General features: G+C 70.0%; 20 protein-coding genes and 1 tRNA gene. 8 read left to right on the forward strand and 13 right to left on the reverse strand.

The window, feature by feature from the left end:
• Nucleotides 1–177: 177 nt before the first annotated feature.
• Nucleotides 178–627: a hypothetical protein gene (locus tag ACWDMM_RS09900; RefSeq protein WP_357112559.1), complete on the reverse strand. Its 450-nt coding sequence runs from the start codon at nt 625–627 to the stop codon at nt 178–180.
• 75 nt (nt 628–702) lie between these two features.
• On the opposite strand from ACWDMM_RS09900, the gene ACWDMM_RS09905 reads away from it, so the two are divergent.
• The gene (locus ACWDMM_RS09905) at nt 703–1,137 is read left to right on the forward strand and encodes a MarR family winged helix-turn-helix transcriptional regulator (protein WP_195078813.1); all 435 of its coding nucleotides are present in this window, start codon (nt 703–705) and stop codon (nt 1,135–1,137) included.
• Nucleotides 1,138–1,176: 39 nt separating this feature from the next.
• On the opposite strand, the gene ACWDMM_RS09910 is transcribed toward ACWDMM_RS09905, so the two are convergent.
• A complete protein-coding gene (locus tag ACWDMM_RS09910; RefSeq protein WP_067810058.1) occupies nt 1,177–2,289 on the reverse strand; it encodes an alcohol dehydrogenase catalytic domain-containing protein in 1,113 nt (370 codons plus the stop codon).
• Nucleotides 2,290–2,371: 82 nt separating this feature from the next.
• Here ACWDMM_RS09910 and ACWDMM_RS09915 point away from each other — a divergent pair, with 82 nt between their 5' ends.
• Nucleotides 2,372–2,764 (forward strand): hypothetical protein, encoded by a 393-nt coding sequence (locus tag ACWDMM_RS09915; RefSeq protein WP_357112553.1) that lies wholly within the window; start codon nt 2,372–2,374, stop codon nt 2,762–2,764.
• A gap of 115 nt (nt 2,765–2,879) precedes the next feature.
• Nucleotides 2,880–3,326, forward strand: coding sequence for a YbaB/EbfC family nucleoid-associated protein (locus ACWDMM_RS09920; protein WP_195078810.1), 447 nt, complete (start codon nt 2,880–2,882; stop codon nt 3,324–3,326).
• Nucleotides 3,327–3,511: 185 nt separating this feature from the next.
• Here ACWDMM_RS09920 and ACWDMM_RS09925 read toward each other — a convergent pair whose 3' ends face one another.
• Nucleotides 3,512–4,000 (reverse strand): FBP domain-containing protein, encoded by a 489-nt coding sequence (locus tag ACWDMM_RS09925; protein WP_195078809.1) that lies wholly within the window; start codon nt 3,998–4,000, stop codon nt 3,512–3,514.
• A 211-nt stretch (nt 4,001–4,211) separates the two neighbouring features.
• On the opposite strand from ACWDMM_RS09925, the gene ACWDMM_RS09930 reads away from it, so the two are divergent.
• Complete coding sequence (locus ACWDMM_RS09930; protein WP_195078808.1) at nt 4,212–5,156, forward strand: YihY/virulence factor BrkB family protein; 945 nt, start codon at nt 4,212–4,214, stop codon at nt 5,154–5,156.
• A gap of 129 nt (nt 5,157–5,285) precedes the next feature.
• A complete protein-coding gene (locus tag ACWDMM_RS09935; protein WP_357112548.1) occupies nt 5,286–5,714 on the forward strand; it encodes a low affinity iron permease family protein in 429 nt (142 codons plus the stop codon).
• A 45-nt stretch (nt 5,715–5,759) separates the two neighbouring features.
• On the opposite strand, the gene ACWDMM_RS09940 is transcribed toward ACWDMM_RS09935, so the two are convergent.
• Nucleotides 5,760–5,909 carry a hypothetical protein gene (locus ACWDMM_RS09940; protein WP_195078807.1) on the reverse strand — a complete coding sequence of 50 codons (150 nt, stop codon included), beginning with the start codon at nt 5,907–5,909 and terminating at the stop codon, nt 5,760–5,762.
• Between the two features lie 375 nt (nt 5,910–6,284).
• Between ACWDMM_RS09940 and ACWDMM_RS09945 the strand changes: the two genes are divergently transcribed.
• The gene (locus ACWDMM_RS09945) at nt 6,285–7,235 is read left to right on the forward strand and encodes a helix-turn-helix domain-containing protein (protein WP_449936913.1); all 951 of its coding nucleotides are present in this window, start codon (nt 6,285–6,287) and stop codon (nt 7,233–7,235) included.
• Nucleotides 7,236–7,279: 44 nt separating this feature from the next.
• Here ACWDMM_RS09945 and ACWDMM_RS09950 read toward each other — a convergent pair whose 3' ends face one another.
• The 4 genes from ACWDMM_RS09950 to ACWDMM_RS09965 all read right to left on the reverse strand — a co-directional run bounded on the left by ACWDMM_RS09950 (nt 7,280) and on the right by ACWDMM_RS09965 (nt 10,758).
• Nucleotides 7,280–8,101 (reverse strand): RNA polymerase sigma factor SigF, encoded by an 822-nt coding sequence (locus ACWDMM_RS09950; protein ID WP_195078805.1) that lies wholly within the window; start codon nt 8,099–8,101, stop codon nt 7,280–7,282.
• A gap of 90 nt (nt 8,102–8,191) precedes the next feature.
• The gene (locus tag ACWDMM_RS09955) at nt 8,192–8,689 is read right to left on the reverse strand and encodes an STAS domain-containing protein (protein ID WP_357112541.1); all 498 of its coding nucleotides are present in this window, start codon (nt 8,687–8,689) and stop codon (nt 8,192–8,194) included.
• A 139-nt stretch (nt 8,690–8,828) separates the two neighbouring features.
• On the reverse strand, nt 8,829–9,506 hold the full coding sequence (locus ACWDMM_RS09960) for a PAS and ANTAR domain-containing protein (RefSeq protein ID WP_397068828.1): 678 nt from the start codon (nt 9,504–9,506) through the stop codon (nt 8,829–8,831).
• Between the two features lie 211 nt (nt 9,507–9,717).
• Nucleotides 9,718–10,758 carry a PfkB family carbohydrate kinase gene (locus tag ACWDMM_RS09965; RefSeq protein ID WP_449936918.1) on the reverse strand — a complete coding sequence of 347 codons (1,041 nt, stop codon included), beginning with the start codon at nt 10,756–10,758 and terminating at the stop codon, nt 9,718–9,720.
• Between the two features lie 494 nt (nt 10,759–11,252).
• Between ACWDMM_RS09965 and ACWDMM_RS09970 the strand changes: the two genes are divergently transcribed.
• The gene (locus ACWDMM_RS09970; protein ID WP_357112531.1) at nt 11,253–12,362 is read left to right on the forward strand and encodes a glycosyltransferase family 9 protein; all 1,110 of its coding nucleotides are present in this window, start codon (nt 11,253–11,255) and stop codon (nt 12,360–12,362) included.
• A gap of 157 nt (nt 12,363–12,519) precedes the next feature.
• Here the strand turns inward: ACWDMM_RS09970 and ACWDMM_RS09975 are convergent.
• A tRNA-Gly gene (locus tag ACWDMM_RS09975) sits at nt 12,520–12,595 on the reverse strand.
• Nucleotides 12,596–12,666: 71 nt separating this feature from the next.
• Nucleotides 12,667–13,881, reverse strand: coding sequence for an MFS transporter (locus ACWDMM_RS09980; protein ID WP_357112527.1), 1,215 nt, complete (start codon nt 13,879–13,881; stop codon nt 12,667–12,669).
• Nucleotides 13,882–13,974: 93 nt separating this feature from the next.
• On the opposite strand from ACWDMM_RS09980, the gene ACWDMM_RS09985 reads away from it, so the two are divergent.
• The gene (locus ACWDMM_RS09985) at nt 13,975–14,304 is read left to right on the forward strand and encodes an ArsR/SmtB family transcription factor (RefSeq protein ID WP_195078802.1); all 330 of its coding nucleotides are present in this window, start codon (nt 13,975–13,977) and stop codon (nt 14,302–14,304) included.
• 138 nt (nt 14,305–14,442) lie between these two features.
• On the opposite strand, the gene ACWDMM_RS09990 is transcribed toward ACWDMM_RS09985, so the two are convergent.
• The 3 genes from ACWDMM_RS09990 to ACWDMM_RS10000 all read right to left on the reverse strand — a co-directional run bounded on the left by ACWDMM_RS09990 (nt 14,443) and on the right by ACWDMM_RS10000 (nt 18,664).
• A complete protein-coding gene (locus ACWDMM_RS09990) occupies nt 14,443–14,865 on the reverse strand; it encodes an Rv0361 family membrane protein (protein WP_195078801.1) in 423 nt (140 codons plus the stop codon).
• A gap of 143 nt (nt 14,866–15,008) precedes the next feature.
• Entirely contained in the window at nt 15,009–16,349 is a 1,341-nt protein-coding gene (locus ACWDMM_RS09995) for a M16 family metallopeptidase (RefSeq protein ID WP_195078951.1), read from the reverse strand.
• 38 nt (nt 16,350–16,387) lie between these two features.
• Nucleotides 16,388–18,664 carry a polyribonucleotide nucleotidyltransferase gene (locus ACWDMM_RS10000; protein WP_195078800.1) on the reverse strand — a complete coding sequence of 759 codons (2,277 nt, stop codon included), beginning with the start codon at nt 18,662–18,664 and terminating at the stop codon, nt 16,388–16,390.
• Between the last annotated feature and the right edge of the window lie 1,072 nt (nt 18,665–19,736).

A 19,736-nucleotide genomic window follows, 5' to 3' on the forward strand; every position in this document is an offset into this window, starting at 1 on the left:
CTTCGATCCGCGCCGGGCCGAGCAAAGGCGAGGCAGCCGCTCGATGAACACCGCCGGACGCCAGTCCGCCTTCGATCCGCGCCGGGCCGAGCAAAGGCGAGGCAGCCGCTCGATGAACACCGCCGGACGCAGTCCGCCTTCGATCCGCGCCGGGCCGAGCGAAGGCGAGGCAGCCGCCTATTGCGCCGCCCCCCGCGGCTCCCCGACCTCCGCGTCGGGAACGCCGCCGAGGTTCGCGACCATTCGTTGCAGGATCCGCATGGTCTCGGCGAACTGCTCATCGCTGATCCCTTCCGCCAATTGCTTTCTGCGCCGGGCGATCCGGACGAAGGCCTCGTCGTGGGTGCGGCGGCCCCGCTCGGTCAGCGACAGCAGGCCGGCGTCGTCGCGGACCAGTCCGTCGGCGACGAGTGCGGCCAGTTCGGCGGGCCATTCGGAGTCGTCGGTCCAGAAGGTGTCGAGCGCGTCGCGGATGTCGTCGGCGCGCTGCGGCACGTCGGCCAGCGAGTGCGTGACCTGCCAGCGCCTGCGGCTGAACCCGCCGGAGGCGAGGTCTTCATCGAAGCGCTCGTTGATCAGTCGATCGAGTTCCACCAGCCAGTACCCGATGCCACGGTGGATGGCCATCAGCACTCCTATACATGTTGAGCAACAATTACATGTACTCTTACATATAAATCCACGGCATGACAGAGTGAGCACATGGACGAGCACGACGCGATCACCGTCGCCGTCGAAGCGGCGATGGTCCGGATCCGGCGCAGGCAGACGCGCGGTGCGCTGAGCGACGGCGCGATTCCCGTCGCCGTGTTCCGCGCGCTGGACGCCGTGGCCGACGGCGCGGCCGACACGGTCGGGGCACTCGCTCCCGCACTCGGCGTCGATCAGCCGAGGGCCAGTCGCCTTGTCGCCCAAGCGGTGTCGGCCGGCCTGCTGGAACGCGTCGCCGATCAGCGCGACGGACGGCGGTCGGTCCTGCGCCTGACCGCAGCGGGAAACCGGGCGGTGGCCGCGGCAAGAGCGGGCAGGCGCACCGCCATGGCCGCCGCGATGGCGGACTGGACCCCCGCCGAGCGCGCGGAGTTCGCCCGCCTGCTCGAACGATTCGTCGACCGGATGGACCGGCCCGCCGACTGAGCCGCTCGCGCCGGACGCGGAGTCCGGCGGCGGACCGGGTCAGTCGAAGACGATGACCTGGCGCAAGGCGTGGCCCGCGGCGAGTTCGTCCATGGCGCGGTTGATCTCGTCGAGCCCGACGTGCGCCGAGACGAGCCGCTCCACCGGCAGGCGTCCCGCCCGCCACATGCGGACGTACTCGGGAATGTCGCGCGACGGCACCGCGGAGCCGAGGTAGCTGCCGACGATGGAACGCCCCTGGGCGACCAGGGCCAGCGGCGAAATGCTCGCGCGCGCGTCGGGAGCGGGCAGTCCGACCGTGACGGTGGTGCCGCCGGGAGCCGTCGCGGCGACAGCGGTCTCGAAGGCGCGGACGTTGCCCGCGGCCTCGACCACCACCTCGGCCTGCACACCGAGCTCGGCGACCTCTGCCGGGGTGTAGGCCGCGTGCGCGCCCAGTTCCCTGGCCAGCGCCAGCTTCTCCGGCACGGTGTCGACCGCGATCACCTCGTGCCCCTCGGCGGCGAGCGACACCGCGACCAGCACCGCCGCCATACCGACGCCGCCGAGGCCGACGACCATCACCCGGTCGCCTGCGCCCGGCCGCGCCGAATTCAACAGCGCCCCACCGCCGGTCAGCACGGCGCAACCCAGCACGGCGGCCACCTCCGGAGGCACGTCGTCCTCGACCGGCACCACCGACCTGCGATCCACCACCGCGTGCGTGGCGAAAGCGGAGACACCCAGGTGGTGGTGCACGTCGGCGCCGGCACGGGACAACCGCCGCCCGCCGTTGAGCAATTCGCCCGCGTTGTTGGCGACGCTTCCGGGCACGCAGGGCGTGCGGCCGTCGGTCGCGCACCCCGCGCACTCGCCGCACCGCGGCAGGAACGTCATGACCACGCGCTGCCCGACCGCGATGTCGCCGTCGCCGGGACCGACCGCTTCCACCCGGCCCGCTGCCTCGTGGCCGAGCAGCATCGGCACCGGCCGCACCCGGTTGCCGTCCACCACGGACAGGTCCGAATGGCAGATCCCCGCCGCCTCGATCCGCACCAGCAGCTCTCCCGGCCCCGGCTCGCGCAGCTCCAGGTCGCATACGGTGATCGGCGCCGACTCGGCGAACGGCGCCGGCGCCGCGATCCGCTCCAGGACCGCTCCACGAATCTTCATGCCGCCGACGCTACCGCGCCCGGTGGTGCGAGCACATCGGACGGTGGCCGCCGCCGGACGCGGCCCGCGTACGATGCCGCGCATGGCGGTGGATCTGGTCGACGCGGTCGTGCGATTGCACGCCGACCTCGCTACGTGGCTCGGATCGCAGGCGCCCGCGGAGGTGTTCGAGCGGTTCGCGGCGGCGCAGCACGAGCGGTTCAGCATGGTGACGATCGGTGGCGAAGTGCTGGGGCGCGGCGCGTTGCTCGCGGGGCTGCGCGGTGCGCGCAATTCCTCGCCCGGGTTGGCGATCGACGTGTCCGAGATCGAGGAACTCCTGCGGGCCGGCGGCACCGCGGTGGTGCGGTTCCTGGAGACGCATCGAACGGACGCGAGCGTCACCCGTCGCCGGGTGACCGCCGTGCTGACGACCGACGACCCCGGCGGACCACGCTGGCTGACGGTGCACGAAACCGACTCCGCACCGGCCTGATCCTTCCCAGCCCCGGGATGTTCGCGGTGCGGCCGCGTCCTGCGTGCCGCACAATTCCTGCCGCGTTCCCGGACGCGATTCGGTGGCCGGGAACGACGTGGACTCGAGGAGGTCGGTGCCGGTGGACCGGTGGGAACGCGACGGCCTGCGCTCCGCCAACAGCGGAATCCGCAACCAGGTCGACCACATCCTGGACGCGCTCGCCGAGCAGCGCCCCCACGTGGCGGAGCTGCGCGACAAGCTGTCCGCCGTGCGGTGCACGGCCGAGTCGGCGGACAAACTGGTGGAGGTGACCGTGGACGCGGCGGGGGTCATCGTCGACGTGCGGTTCGCGCCGACCGCCCTGCGCGGCACACCGGAACAACTGGGCCGTTCGGTCACCGAAGCGGGCAGGCAGGCGGCTCGGCTGGCCCGTGAGCGGCACGCGGCGATCATCGCGCCGCTGGTCGCCGAAGCCGACGCGATACCCGACCTGCCCGATCTGGTTCCCGGCGCTCCGAGCTTGCGCGCGGTGTGGGACCCCGCGCGCGAGGAGCCGAAGGGCTCGAACCCAGAGCCGTGATTCCTCGCCGGACGGGACGACCCGGCCGGTCCGGGCAGACTCGACCGGCGAGGAATCACGACCACCCCGAGTTCGGTTCCAACGACTCGGGGTGGCTCGTTCGTGCGGTTGTCGAATGTCGGCACATGGCATCTACCTCCGTTCTGGCGGGCAGCGCAGCGGCTGCGGTGGATGGGCGAAGGCGATCAGGCGTAGAGCTTCGCCAGGAAAGTGTTCAGGTTGTCGCGCACCCGCTCGATCTTCTCTTCGGGCGTGAGGTCCTCGCGGTACCGACTGCCGAGCGCGGGCCGTTTCTTGTTGCGCGCGTACAGCGAGCAGGCGAGATCGGTGCACATGTAGGTGCCCACCGAGTTGCCCCTGCGCCCTGATTCGCCCGCCTTGTGCGCGGTCATCAGCGAGACGCCGCCGCCGGTGTGGGTGGTCAGGCAGATCGTGCACATCTGCGCCCGGCCGGTGCCGCCGGTGGCATAGCGCAGCGCCACGCCGACCAAGCGGTCGTCCTGCGGGACGACCAGGTAGCCACGCCCCGGCAAGGACGGATCGCTCCAGCCGAGGAAGTCCAGGTCCGCCCAGGGCCGGTCGTCCAGGTCCTTGGGCACCGGCAGCCGCTTGGCATCGCCTTTCGAACAATTGACGAACGACGACCTGATGTCGCGTTCGGTGACGGGTTCCACGAGGGTTCTCCTTCGTATCGATCGGTGGACAAACCCGAGAGACCTTACGGTTCCGCGGTGGGAGAAACAACGGATTTTCTGCCCTCCGCGCACCGTGCGCAGCACCAGCCAGAGGACCCGGCGGTACCGAATAACCTTGCCCGCGAAGCTGTTTCGCGGCCGTCCCGGCGGGTATCCACCGCGTGCTGGAGGTGTGAGGGTGGCGCAAGAGATGCAGAAGACATTCGCGGCGCGGCACCGGCTGCGCGGGCCGGCGGATCTGCCGTGGCGATCGTGGTGGGGCGCGGTGAGACGGTCGGTCGGCGAGTTCCAACGGGACAATCTCACCGACTGGGCCGCGGCACTGACCTACTACAGCGTGCTGTCGCTGTTTCCCGGGTTGATCGTGCTGACCGCAGGGCTCGGCATGCTGGGACGTGACGACACCAGGGCGCTGGTGGACACCATGCGCGAGATCGCGCCCGGCAGCGGCACCGACCTGCTCGTCGACGCGGTGAACAACATCGAGGAAGCGCAAACCCCGGCCGGACCGCTGGCGCTGCTGGGTCTGGCATCGGCGCTGTGGACCGCCTCCGCCTACATCGGCGCCTTCATGCGCGCGACCAACGCCATCTACGACATCGCGGAGGGGCGGCCGGTCTGGAAGACCGTTCCGGTGCGGGTCGCCCTGACCGCCGCGGTGGTGGTCCTGCTGGGCGTCTGCACCGTAGGCGTCGTCGTCAGCGGTTCGCTGGCCGAGCAGATCGGCCGGTGGCTGGGGCTCGGGCAGGCCACGATCACGGTCTGGGGCATCGTCAAATGGCCCGTGATGATGGTGTTGATCGCTCTGGTCTTCGCCCTGCTGTACTGGGCGGCGCCGAACGTGCGGCAACCGGGATTCCGCTGGCTGACTCCCGGCAGCGCGCTGGCCGTCCTGGTCTGGGCCGGCGCGTCGTGGGGGTTCGCGTTCTACGTCGGCCACTTCGGCTCCTACAACCGGGTCTACGGCTCCCTGGGTGGCGTCGTCGTGTTCCTCGTGTGGCTGTGGATCTCGAACATCGCGGTACTGCTCGGCGCGGAACTCGACGCCGAACTCGCGCGAGCGCGCAGCATGGCCCACGGCCACCCCGAGGATGACGAGCCCTACTTGCCGCCGCGCGACGAGCCCGACGAATGACCGGCGACGGCAACGGTTCCGCGAGCGGCACCGGGGCTACGGCACCCCCTCGAAGGGCCGCGGCGTTTCGGCGGGACCGCTCGCGGTAACTCGAAACCCGTCTGGATCGGCATTTTCGAGAGGACTCCTATGGCTCAGCACACGGAAAACCCCGCCGCCGCAAGGCCCGCGACCATGCCGTCGGACATCAAAGGAAAATTATCGGTGTTCGACCGCTTCGCGACAGCGGCCAGCGCTCTGGCCTCGAAGGCGGGATTCTTCGTCTTCTGCGTGATCCTGGTCCTGGTGTGGGCGCCGACGATTTTCGTCCTGCCGAGCGTCGACACCTGGCAACTGGTCATCAACACCGCGACGACCATCATCACGTTCCTGCTCGTCGCGTTGCTGCAGAACACCCAGAGCCGCTCCGACGCCGCCGTCCAGCAGAAACTCAACGCCATCGCCGACGGACTGGCCGATCTGATGCGAGAGATGAGTTCGGAGCATCCCGAACTGCTGCGTCACCGCCGCGAACTCGCCGACGCCGTCGGACTCGAGAACCGCGAGAGCGCAGGATGATCGGCGCGCAGGCCGGTGGCGCCGGCCCGCGCGTCCGCCGACCGGTCACCGCCGCTCGGTCTCGCCGCTCTCCTCGGCTTCCCGGATCGCTTCGGCGAGTTCACGGCGCAGGCGCTCGGCGTTCGCCTCGTCACCCGCGTCCGCGGCGGTGGTGATGTCCTGGCGCAATTGCGCGATCGTGTCCTGCGAGACCATAGGACCTCCCTCGTCTTTCCGACGGTTCCAGTAGAAGGGCGGCGCTTCGCCCCTCGTGCTCAGGGTGGCCGCTGGCGTGCGGACGAAACACCCGAGGCCTGTTCGGCCCCGCCAGCACGCCCGTCCGAACCGCTCCACCGGTCCCGTCGCGCGGTAGAGTAGGAATCCCCCGACGGTTGAACCCGAGCCGAAGCGGGTATCCCCTTTTGCAGTGTGCGCCGGATCGATCTCGTCGCACCATGTGGTACCAACCGCGCCTCCCTGTCTGCATGACAACGGTTGTGACCAGTCCGTACGCCGAGCAGAGCGGCTCGACAGTTCCTCTACGACGTGCTGGGCGGGATGCCGTATGCGAAAAAGCAGGAGTGCCGCAGGATGAAGTCATTGGCCTTCCACAGCGACAGCTTGGGCGACACGGAGGATTTCCTCAATCTCAATTACACCAGGATGCGGATCGCGAACAGCACTGGTGTACCGGTGCGAGCGGACATCACCCGCACCATGCTCGGTCCGGTGAGCCTCGATGATCTCCACTTGCGCTTCGACATGAACTACGTCGCCCAGCCGCTGGGCAAGATCTGCCTGTGCGAAGTGGACTCGGGGTCGATCGAAGAGAACTACGCCGACGGCACCGACTTCTTCCAGCCCGGCGAGCTGGGGCTGCTCACTCCACCGGATGTGCCGTATTCGGGTGTGATCCACCACGCCCGCTACCGCATCACGATGTTCGACCCCGAGCTGCTGACCAGGGTCGCCGCCGCGAGTCCCGGTCACGACCTGGAACCGGTGCGCCTGACGGGACATCGCCCGGTCTCCGCGGTGGCGGCGCGGCAGTTGTCCGGTGTGCTCGAGCACATGCGCGGTCTCGCCGCGGACAGCGTCGCCAGCGAGGCGCCGCTGATCGCGTCCACCGCCGCGCAGTACCTCGCCGCCACCGTGCTGCACACCCTGCCGAGCACCGCGCACCTGGAACCGACGGCGAGCGACCGCAACGACGCCCACCCCGACACCGTGCGGCGCGCGCTGGCGTACCTCGAGGCACACGTGCGCGACGACATCAGCGTGGCCGACATCGCCGCCGCCTCCTACGTCACCGTCCGCGCGCTGCAACTGGCGTTCCGCCGCCATCTGGACACCACGCCCATGGCGTATCTGCGGCGGCTTCGCCTGCGCGGGGCACACGAACAGCTGCGCGACTGCTCGCCCGACGACGGTCACACCGTGACCTCGATCGCCGCGGCATGGGGCTTCGCGCACCCGGGACGGTTCGCGACCGCCTACCGCGGCGCGTACGGACGATCCCCCCATACAACGCTCAGCGCGTAACGCCGAGGCGTCCGCGCGGCGGGTCCGCTCGAGCGCGCTCGCGGTCAGTCCCGCATGGCGCGCTCACGCAGCTCCGCGAGTGTCCGCGACAGGACCCGGGAGATGTGCATCTGCGAGACGCCGAGCACCGCGGCGATCTGCGCCTGCGTCCGCCCTTGGAAGAAGCGCATGTGCAGCACGCGCCGCTCCCGCTCGGGCAGTTCGGCGAGCAGTGGAGCGATCGCCAATGCCTCGTCGGTCAGCTCGTAGGACGGGTCCTCCGCGCCGAAAGTCTCCGCGACCGCCACCGAGGTGCCTCCGGTGTCGTCGTCCTCGACGACCGCGTCGATCGAGTTCGCGGAGTAGGCGTTGCCCGCCAGAAGCGCCTGCGTGACCTCGGTCAGGTCCAGGTTCAGCTCGACGGCGATCTCCATGGCGGTGGGCATCCGTTCCAAGCGCTGGGAGAGCCTTTCCACGGCGGGGCCGATGGTCAGCTGGATCTCCTTGATCCGGCGCGGAACCCGCACCGCCCAGCTGTGATCGCGGAAGTGGCGGCGCACCTCGCCCATGATCGTGGGGACCGCGAAGGACAGGAACGACGGTCCCCGCGCCGGATCGAACCGGTCCACCGCGAGCACCAGCCCCACCGCGGCGATCTGGTACAGATCGTCGTAGTTCTCTCCCCGGCCGACGAAGCGACGGGCGATGTGCTCGGCCAGCGGCAGGCACCGCCGCAGGATCGCTTCGCGCAACCGCGGGCGTTCGGGATCGTTGTCCTGCATCGCGGACAATCTCTCCAGCCACGGCTCGATGCCGTCGTAGCTGTCTGTTCCGCGTCGCGTCCGTCGGGGCGTGGCGGTCCTGTGGTTCGCGGTCGCCAATGACATGAGCTTCCTCGATTCCCGTTCTCCGCGATCGGCGCGCTCACCGGCAGGTGAACGAGGCGATGATCGCCGGGTAGCCGCCTGACGGCTGCCTCAAGCGCTCGTGGGCGGTCTTGTTCGTATTTCGGACGGCCGGCGGCTGGAATGTGCGTTCTCGGCACCCCGCGTCTCGGCGAGACGCCGCCGCGGCGCGACCCCGCCCGACCGGCACCCGGGTGCCCGCACCGCGCGACCGTGCGCCGCGGGCGCCGGACAAGCGACGACCGGCACACTCCGTCCGATATCGAGGACGTCCACGATGCGCCGCACCGGGCCGTCGTCGGGCACGGTCACGCCCAGCGTGACGTCCGCTCTCGCGCCCCATCGCGCCAGCCGCAGCAGCATGCGCACGCCCGCGCAGGAAAGGAAACGCACCCCGCACAGGTCGATGACGACCGACGTGAGTTTCGGTGTTGTGTCGCAGTAGTTTTCGACGACATCGGTGATCGCGGTGAAGTACTCGTCGGCGGTCGCCGCATCCAGTTCACCGTGCGTGAGGAGAAGGAGGCCGTCCGCGGTTCGGATGCCTTCCACGCCGTTCTGACAGGTCATGCGCACCTCCGGCGGCCGGTGTCGGCACAAGATCGCATGCTCGAGCCTGACAGCCATCACCGTGGATGTCAGCGCGACAGACGAAGTCCGACCGGCCGGATATCCGGAAAACGAAGTGCGCCCGGGCCGCCACGCACGCTCACTCGTGCGGTATGCGGTGGTGGACGGTGAGCAGGATGTGGTCGAACGCCGCAACCAGGTCCGCGGGTGGCGGCGGCACGAGCGGGAGTTCGGCGATCAATTGCTGGGCGAGCGCGCGCAACTTGGTGTTGGTCTCCTGGGAACGCCAGCGCAAGACCTGGAACGCCTGATCGGCGCTGATCTGGTAGATGCGCATGAGCACGCCCTTGGCCTGCTCGATCACCGCGCGATTCTCGTAGAGCCCCGGCAGGGTGGCGGCGAGCATGGCTTGGTGTGCCTCGGCGATGGTGCCGGAAAGGTCTACGTAGAAGCCGGAGGTACCGACCGCGGCGCCGGTGTCGTCCAGGATGCGGTCGGCGACGACGAGCACGGTGTGTTCCTGGCCGGACAGGTCGATGAACCGATGCCTGCTCGAGAAGGTCTCCCCGTGCTCGACGGCGCGCTCGATGATCTCGGCGACGTGCGTGCGGTCGTCCGGGTGTTTGTGCGCGAGCAACAACTCCGTCGTCGGCTCGATCTCGCCGGGCCGGTAGCCGTGCATGCGATACACCTCGGCCGACCATTCCCAGCGACGATTGGCAAACCAGAACCGGAAACTTCCCACCGAGGGCTGATCGGGCAGTACGGAGCCGTCGGCGGGCACGTCGGACACGCGGGGCTGCATGTGTTGAGTCATGAGTGCAATGCCTCTCCGAGGTACAAGGGGCTTGCGGCCGCGACGCCACCCGGATCACCGCCATCCCTTCGACGGGATCACACGTACGTGGGCGTGTTCGGCCGAGAATCCGCTGTTGACTCAACGGCCGGCGCGCGCACATCGTGGCGGTAACCGGTGACCTGCGACCCAGTATGTCATCCGGGTCCGACTCGGAGATGACGAGGCTCGGTTACCACGGGAACATCGAGGTAGCGCCAGGTTTTCGAACTCCGAGGTGATCGTCTGGCACACAAGGGTTTTCTTCGCGAACCGCCACCGGTTCGCTCTCCGAGTACGCCGCGGCGCCGCCCGACCCGACGAACTCGGCTGCCGCGAGCACCGCACGGCGCACCGCGCTCTCCGGTCCGCGCCCCTCGGCCAAGCGAACTGCGGCGGCGACGGCGAAGCTGTCGCCCGCGCCGCAGGCATCACCGCCACCCGGCACCCTTTCCACGGACGCAAGCGGGATGCGCAGCCGCTTGCCCGACGCACGCAGGCACAGCAGGGCGCCTTCCGTTCCGAGGGTCACCGCGATGGCATCGACGGCCCACCCTTTGGCGAGCTTCCACAGGTCGGGTCCGTCGTCGAGCCGCCCGGACAGCAGGGTGAGCGCTGCCGCGTGATCGGGGGTGACCAGGGCCGCGCCCGGGACCGGGACGGGACCGCGCGGAGAGGGATCCCAGACGATCGGGATGTGTTCGGCGCGGGCGCGCAGCACCTTACGGATCTGCGGATGGGCCGCGGCTGCGCCACCGTGATCCGAGACCAGGACGGCGCGCGCCGCCGCCAGCACGGCGACCGCCTCTTCGGGAAGCGGGTCGGCGCCGACCCGCCCCGCACCGGAGTCGATTCTGGTGATCAGGACGGGCCTGCCGGACTGCCGGGCCCGGCCGTGGCCGTTCGGGGCGGCCCACGGGCCGATCGCCCGCACCCGCTGCTTGCAGACCGTCGCACCGCGCAGCGGGAGGGCGACGACCCGCACATGCCGGTCGAGCAGCCCGCGCAGCCGGGCGCCCGCCTCGTCGGCGGCGAAGCCGGCGATCAGCACGACTTCCGCACCGTCGGCCGCGGCCAGCCGGGCCGCCAATCCCGCTCCACCGGGGCGGAAGGTCCGGTGCGCGACGTCGACGACGGGAGCGGCCGACCCCGCGCTGCATCGGTCCGCGCGGCCGTCGAGGTCGATGTCGAGCAGCGCGTCGCCGATCACGACCAGCGGACCGCCCGCGGCCATCACCGTGGTGCCGATGCCCGGTAAGGCATGAGCATCGGATGGGTCTGCCGTCCCGGCGCGACGGCACCGGGCCGGATGCCGATCGCGTCGTGGCACGGCAACACGGGCGAACTCGGCGACGGCCCGGTCATCGCCCTCGCGCCGGCCGGTATTTGTCGCCCGGGACGCGGGCCGTCGTACCCGCACCGGGGCCTGGCAGCCGCCCACTCGGCGGCGTGACGATTCCGGCCACAGGCGGCCACACAGCGCTCGACCAGCGGACTCGCGTGCACGGACACCGTGGCGATCTGCACTGCTGGCTCCGTTCGCCGAGGACGATTGGATCGAACGCAGTAACGATCCGGGCCTCGCGGCGAAGCCCGCACGTGCGGACATGCCCGGACCGACCGTGCCGAAACATCCGATCCTGGACGGGGCGCGGTTTGTGCCGTCGGCTCCCGGGTAGAACGACGGCATTCGTTCCGGGCCGTCGGCTCGTCCCCGCAGGAGGTCGCATGGCACAGGCGAGCGGCGCGATGGCCGGCGCGGGACTCGCTTCTGGTCCGGCGCTCGGCCCGCTCGGCGAGGTCTTTCCCGATGTGCGGCGCATCGCGGTACTGCGCGGCGGCGGTCTCGGCGATCTGCTGTTCGCCCTTCCCGCGATCCACGCGCTGGCGGCGACGTATCCCGGCGCCCGCATCGTCCTGCTCGGGTCGGCTGAGCACGCGGAACTCCTGCGCGACCGGCCGGGCCCTGTGCACGAGGTGGTGGTCGTCGCCGAGCAGGGCAGGGCATGCGGCGAGGTCGATCGACAGCTGGGGCGAATCGATCTGGGTGTGCAGCTGCACGGCGGGGGCGCGTGGTCGAATCCGTTCCTCACCAGCCTGCGGCCACGGTGGACGGTGGGTTCCCGCGCCGCGGGGGCGGCTCCCCTGTCCCGCATGCTGCCGTTCCGCTACTACCAGCACGAGACCTTGCGCGCGCTCGAGGTGGTCGGTCTGGCCGGCGCGGCGCCCGTGCTGCTCGAACCCCGCCTCGAGTCGACGCCGTCGGATCGGTCCGCCGCCGACCAGGCCCTACGCGGTCTGCGCGGGCCGATCGCCGCCATTCATCCCGGGGCCAGAGATCCGCGCCGTCGCTGGCCGCCGGATCGCTTCGCCGAGATCGCCGCCCACTGCCTGGACCGGGACCTGGCGGTCGTGATCCTGGGCTCACAGTCCGACCGCGACCTCGTGGCCGACCTCCGCTCGCGCATCGGCGCGCGATCACCCGGCGCGGGGATCCGGCAGGTCCGCGCATTGGTCGGCGCGCCGCTACCCGCGCTGTGCGGCGTCCTGGCCCGCAGCGCGATCTTCGTCGGCAACGACAGCGGTCCCCGTCATCTGGCCAGGGCGTTCGGTACCCCGACCGTCGGCATCTTCTGGATCGGCAATGTGATCAACGCCGGGCCGCTCGGTCGGGCCCGTGATCGCGTGCTGATGTCGTGGACCACGGCCTGCCCGGTCTGCCACCGCGACTGCACCGACGAAGAACTGCCCCGCTGCCCGCACGACGTGTCGTTCGTCGCGGGCGTGCGGACCGCGGACGTCCGCCGCGATATCGATGACCTACTCGAGCACCGCTGACCACGGCCCGGCGGTGCACCTCCGAGCGACGGAATTCGCGCTCGATCGCCCCAGAAGAAGTTCACGGAGAAAGTCGAGGGGTGTAACGGGGGTGACCCGGAAACGCTTGCCGGAGCAGGCCCCTCGGCGCGACCGGCGCGGCGGCGGGATGATTTCGTGGAGCGGATGACGGGATTCGAACCCGCGACCCTCACCTTGGCAAGGTGATGCGCTACCAGCTGCGCTACATCCGCATGCGCATCGCGGTGACCGTGATGCGACACAGAACATTAGCGGACACGCGCGGCAAAAAGCCAATCGCCGCTCATACCCGCCCGGCCGCCCGCCGGTCGCCGCGCAGGCCGAGACCGGCCGCGATCAGGCAGGCGACGGCCACGATACCGACGAACCACGGGAACACGGTGCTCAGACCCCAGGTGGTGGCCGCCCACCCGGCGAGGATGGTGGGCAGCGCCATGGCCGAGTAGGCGAGCAAGTAGTACGCCGACATGGTCTCGCCGCGCTTGTGTTGCGGCACGACCTCCGACAGGTGGCGCAGCGATCCGCCGAAACCGAGACCGAAGGTCGCGCCGAGCGCGACGCCCGCGGCGAGCACCGCCACCCAGTTGTGCGTGGCCAGCGCGGGCACCGTCAGCACCAGCGACAGCGCCATGCCGGTGTCGCCGAGAATGGCCGCGCGCCGGGCGGGCACTCCGGTCGCGAACAATTGCGCGGTAGCGCCGGAGAGCGCGGTCGAGGCGACGACGGCCCCGCCGAAGACCAGATTGTGGATGCCGGTCTGCTGGGTGGCCAGCGAGGGGTACAGCGACAGCAGCACGCCCAGCACCGACCAGGCCGCCATCACGCCGATGGCCGAGAACCAGAAATCGGCCCGGATCTCCGGCGGCACGGCGGGTTTCGCGATCCGGATGCGTCCGGCCACCCGGGCCGAATGCGGTTCGCGCAGGGCGAGCACGCCGGCGCCGATCGCGAGGCAGACGACGGTGATCACCACGTACGGCGTGCGCAGCGGATGCGGCGCGTACTGCGCAAGCAGCGCCGAGCCGAGGATCGCCACCGCCATGCCCACGTTGAACGCGACACCGCTGAGCTGGCCGGACCGCGCGCCGCGGTGCGGACGAAGATCCAGCAGCGCGGCCGCGCCCGCGACCACGGTCGAGCCGACCGCGACGCCGTGCAACGCCCGGGCCAGCAGCAGCATGGGCACACTGTCGGCGAGGACGAACACCAGCAAGCCTGCGACCATGGTGGCGAAGGCGCCGAGCAGCACCGGTTTCCGGCCGACCACGTCGGAGATCCGTCCCGACACCAGCACCGCCCCGAGGGCGGCCACCGCGTACACCGCGAACACGATGGTCGTGGTGAGCGGGGACAGATGCCATTGCTTCTGATAGATGCCGTAGAGCGGCGCGGGAACGCCCGAAACCCCCAGCGCCACACCGCTGGCCGCCAGCACCAGGGCGTAGGCCCAGCGCTGCGCGGTCTGCTCCTCGACGGCCACCGCCATCGTCGCTGCCATCGGAACTCCGATCGGGTAAGTTTGATGATGATCGAACAGCATTCGACGATACATCCGGTACGACAATCATCAAACCCGAGAGTGAGCCAGATCATGGCCGATGTCCGAGACGCGGACCAGCAGGCGCCCCCGGTCGCCGCGCTGCCCGTGGTGCTCAGCGCCCTGCAGGACCCGGTGCGCTTGGAGATGGTGCGCAGGCTCAGCAACGCGGGAACGGCGGTGCGCTGCGGCGCGCTCTACGAGGTGATCAACAAGTCGACCGCCACCCACCATTTCAAGATTTTGCGCGAGGCGGGCGTGATCGAGCGGCTGACCATCGACGGCCAGACCTGCCAGCGTCTGCGCGCCGACGATCTGGAGTCCGCCCTGCCCGGGCTGGTTGCGACGATCGTCGCGGCCGCCAACCGCGCCTGCCGGGATTGACCCCGGCCGAGCGGGTTTGGTCGACAGGTATCGAAGGCCGCTCGCGCCCGGTAATGATCGGCCGAGCGGGTCCCCGGTCGACAGGCGTCGAAGCGCCACTGCCCGTCCGGCAGCGACCCGGTCGGGCAGGTCCCCCGGTCAGCAGGCGTCGAAGCGCCACTGCCCGTCGACGAAGGTCCAGGTCTTGGGCTTCGTGTCATCCTCGGACGCGCGAGCGTCGAAATTCTTGACCGTGACCGTCCCGGTCGATCCGGAGACGGTGACGGTGATCTCCGACGGCTTCGACTTCAGGTCCCTGCCGTCGTAGAGCTGCGCCATGGATGCCGCGAAGTCGTCCTCGTTGAGCGTGAGCCTGCAACGCGCGGAACGGAACTGATACGCGGCGGCGTAGTCGTGATCGGCCAGCGCGTCGTTCATCTTCCTGGCGTCCGCGCGCAGCGCCGCCTCGGTCGGCTCGCCCGGCTTGCCTGCGTCCGCGTCCGTCCCGCCGCACCCGGCCAGCACGAGGACGGGCAGCGCCACCGCGCCCAGCAGGCGAAGGGCACGACTCGTTCGGTTCATCTCGACTCCTTGCCAGAGATCGCCGGATCCGGCACCCGGACAATCGCGTTCAACGCCCTCCGGCGAAGACCGACGGCCGGGCGGCCGAAACAGTATCGCGGCGGCGGACGCTCCGCCAAGCCGCGACACCGCCCGCGCTCGGATCAGCTCGGCACCAGCCGCCGGACGGCGGCGGGCAGGTCACGGGTGCGCTTGTACGGTCCGGCGACCGACGCGGCGAACGGCCGCGCCAGCAATGTGCGCGCGACGGCCGACACTTCCTCGGTCGTGACGGCGTCGATGCGCGCCAAGGTCTCCGACACAGTGCGATGGTTGCCGTAACTGAGTTCGCTGCGCCCCAGCCGGTTCATGCGCGAGGCGGAGTCCTCCAGGCCGAGCACCAGCCCACCGCGCAACGAGCCCTTGGCGCGGGCGCACTCGGCGTCGCTGATGCCGTCGGCGGCGACTTCCTCCAGGACGCCGCGCGCCAGCGCCGCCACCTGCCCGAGATTCTCCGGCTGACAGCCGATGTACACCGAGAACGCGCCGGTGTCTGCGAAGGTGTCGACGCTGGAATATACCGAGTAGGCCAGCCCGCGCTCCTCCCGGATGCGCTGGAACAGCCGGGAACTCAGGCCGCCGCCGACCACGGTGTTCAGCACCGACAGCGGCCAGCGCCGGTCGCCTTCGTGCCGCCCGAAGGCGCGCACGCCGAACACGAGATGCGCCTGTTCGCTGTCGCGGTGGCTCCAGTGCAGCCGGGGGTCGCCGTGGGGGCGGAACCGGCCCTCGCGCCGCGGGGCGGGCGTGGCCGCCGGATCGAGCCGGTTCTCGAAGGCGCGATGCACCAATTCCACGGTGTGGTCGTGCTCCACGTTGCCCGCGACCGCGACCACCATCCGGTCCGGCCGGTAGCGCCGCAGGTGGAACGACCGCAGCTGCGCGGCCCGCATGCCCTCGATGGATTCGATCGAGCCGATCACCGGACGCCCGATCGGATGATCGCCGAACAGCGCGGCCAGGAAGGAATCGCCGACCAGGTCCTCGGGGTCGTCGTCGCGCATCGCGATCTCCTCGAGCACCACCTGCCGCTCCACGTCCACGTCCGACGCCCGGCACAAACCGTTGAGCACGACGTCGGAGACCATGTCGACCGCCAAGGGCAGGTCGTCGTCGATGACGTGCGCGTAGTAGCAGGTCTGCTCCTTCGCGGTGAACGCGTTGAGCTCGCCGCCGACCGCGTCCATCGCCTCGGCGATGTCGAGGGCCGACCGCGTCGGCGTCGCCTTGAACAGCAAGTGCTCCAGGAAGTGCGCGGCCCCCGCGACGGTGGGGCCTTCATCGCGCGACCCGACACCCACCCACACGCCGACGGACGCCGAACGCACTCCGGGCAGATGCTCGGTGACCACGCGCAACCCACCGGGCAGTACGGTGCGCCGCACGCCGCTGTCCGAGTCCGCCCGCAGCTCGAGTGACGAACCCCCCTGCCCGGTGCTGAGCAGAGGGGTTGTCGTCTTCTTCTTCGTCACAGAGACAAGTACTACTCGGTCCCGGCCGAACCCGCATCGGCCGCGTCGTCGCCGGGCTCCTCGGCGTTCTCCTCGACCGGCACGAGCGAGATCTTGCCCCGGTTGTCGATGTCGGCGATCTCCACCCGCAGCTTGTCGCCGACGTTCACCACGTCCTCGACCTTGGCCACGCGCTTGCCGTTGCCCAGCTTGGAGATGTGCACCAGACCGTCGCGGCCCGGCAGCAGCGAGACGAACGCGCCGAAGGCGGTGGTCTTGACGACCGTGCCGAGGAAGCGCTCGCCGACCTTCGGCAGCTGCGGGTTCGCGATGGCGTTGATCGCGTCGATCGCGGCCTGCGCGGACGGGCCGTCGGTCGCGCCGACGAACACGGTGCCGTCGTCCTCGATGGAGATGTTGGCGCCGGTGTCCTCGGTGATCTGGTTGATTACCTTGCCCTTGGGGCCGATCACCTCGCCGATCTTGTCGACCGGGATCTTGATCGCGGTGACGCGCGGCGCGTACGGGCTCATCTCGTCCGGGGTGGCGATGGCCTCGGCCATCACGTCCAGGATCGTGGTGCGCGCGTCGTGCGCCTGGCTGAGCGCACCGGCCAGCACCTGCGACGGGATGCCGTCGAGCTTGGTGTCCAGCTGCAACGCCGTGACGAACTCGCGGGTGCCCGCGACCTTGAAGTCCATGTCGCCGAAGGCATCCTCGGCGCCGAGGATGTCGGTCAGCGCGACGTAGCGGACCTCTTCCTCACCCTGGTCGTTGGTGACGGTGTCCGACACCAGGCCCATCGCGATACCGGCCACCGGCGCCTTCAGCGGCACACCGGCGTTCAGCAGCGACAGGGTGGAGGCGCACACCGAACCCATCGAGGTGGAGCCGTTGGAACCCAGCGCCTCCGACACCTGACGGATGGCGTAGGGGAACTCCTCCTGGCTGGGCAGCACCGGGATCAGCGCCCGCTCGGCCAGCGCGCCGTGGCCGATCTCGCGGCGCTTGGGCGACCCGACGCGGCCGGTCTCGCCGGTGGAGAACGGCGGGAAGTTGTAGTGGTGCATGTAGCGCTTGCTGGTCTCCGGGCCGAGCGAGTCGACCTGCTGGGCCATCTTGACCATGTCCAGGGTGGTGACGCCCAGGATCTGGGTCTCGCCCCGCTCGAACAGCGCCGAGCCGTGCGCCCGCGGCACCACGGCCACCTCGGCGGACAGCGCGCGGATGTCGGCCAGCCCACGGCCGTCGATGCGGAAACCGTCGGACAGGATGCGCTGGCGGACCAGCTTCTTGGTGACGGAGCGGAACGCCGCGCCCAGCTCCTTCTCCCGCCCGGTGTAGTCGTCGGCGAGGCGGTCGAGCACGGCGAGCTTGATCTGGTCGATCTTCTCCTCGCGCTCCTGCTTGCCTGCGATGCTCAGCGCCTCGCTCAGCTCGCGCTTCGCGGTGCCCTCGACGGCCTCGTACACGTCCTGGCCGTACGGCGGGAAGAGCGGGAACTCCTCGGTGGGCTTGGCGGCCAGCTCCGCGAGGTCCTGCTGCGCGCGGCACAGGCGAGCGATGAACGGCTTGGCGGCCTCGAGCCCTTCCGCGACCACGGCCTCGGTCGGCGCCTGCGCGCCGCCGTCGACCAGCGCGATGACGTTCTCGGTGGCCTCCGCCTCGACCATCATGATCGCGACGTCCCCGGAGTCGACCACGCGGCCGGCGACGACCATGTCGAAGACCGCGCCCTCGAGCTGCTCGGTGGTCGGGAAGGCCACCCACTGGCCCTCGATCAGCGCGACGCGAACGCCGCCGACCGGGCCGGAGAACGGCAGGCCCGCGAACTGGGTGGACGCGGACGCGGCGTTGATCGCCACCACGTCGTAGAGGTCCTTCGGGTCCAGGCTCAGCACGGTGACCACGACCTGGATCTCGTTGCGCAGGCCGTCGACGAACGACGGACGCAGCGGACGGTCGATCAGGCGGCAGGTCAGGATGGCGTCGGTGGAGGGGCGGCCCTCGCGGCGGAAGAACGAACCGGGGATGCGGCCCGCGGCGTACATCCGCTCCTCGACGTCCACCGTCAGCGGGAAGAAGTCGAACTGGTCCTTGGGCTGCTTGCCCGCGGTGGTGGCCGACAGCAGCATGGTCTCGTCGTCCAGGTAGGCGACGACCGAACCGGCGGCCTGCCGGGCGAGGCGTCCGGTCTCGAACCGGATGGTGCGGGTGCCGTAGCTGCCGTTGTCGATCAGCGCGACGGATTCGAACACGCCCGGCTCGACCTCGACGGCAGAGCTCTTGCGTTCGGTTGTTTCGGTCATTTCTTCTTTCTCAACCTCTCGTCTTCGCCGGCTCGAGCGCACGGTGGCGCGATCCGGCTGTCGTCAGCCGTACCGGGTACGGACGCGCGGCAACCCTCCTGGCTGCGACGCGCACACCCGGCCGAATCCCCTTGGATACGGCGACGCGGAGGCGGTCATCGATCGAAGCCCGACGGCGCAACTCGCTGCCGATAGGCCACTACCGAAGACCGACGCCACGCGACGGGTGCATACGGCTGTGCAATGTTGTCGTGCGACGGGGGCGATCCGCTCCCCTGTCCACATATAGCCAACGGTGCGATTGTACGTCTCCCCATTGGCCGAACCAGCGACCGCCTCGGACACCCCCGTGTCGAGCGGCCACCTACCACTCCGTCCGCAGGCGCACCAAGGCCGCAAACCGCGCAACTCACGGCCGAACCAAGATATCGCCGATTACTTGACGCGGCAGGCGCCGGAACGACCACCTAGCGCACGTCGAGTCCATGTGAAACCGCAATCCACGGCGAATCCGCCGTGACGATCAGCAGAAGCACATCGGTCCGGCAGACCGGAATCGTCACGAGCGACGGCCACCGGCGGCGACCCGAACGTCCAGGGCAGACCTCCCTGTCGACCAACTACCAATCGATGCGGGCCGGACAGTGAACAAACGGAAGTCGCGGCCCCGCCGACGAGCAGTTCCCGCACAAACCCCGGACTACACGGCTCGACCGAACGGATAGTTCCGGAACACCCCGGACAACGCGGCCTCACCGAACGACCAGCCCCGACCACCGCGACCCCGCTACGACAGCGTGCACAAATCGGTCATGGTGCGCGGGCACAAGGCGTCCGCACCCGGCGACACCGCGGCAGCCGCCTCGAATCTTCTGGCGCTCGGTCCAGCGGCGTACACGGTCAGCCACCGCGACCCCGCTACGCCAGGCATACACCCGATAGCGCCATCACAACAAAGCGCGCCCAGCCCACCTCGACCATGTCTTTCGAGCGAAGCGAGACCGAGCATCCGCCGTTCGCGGCCCGGCTCGCGTCCGAGCGACCGCTGCGTCCGCGACGAAGTCGCCAGCAG

It is taken from the genome of Nocardia sp. NPDC003726 (assembly GCF_053586955.1).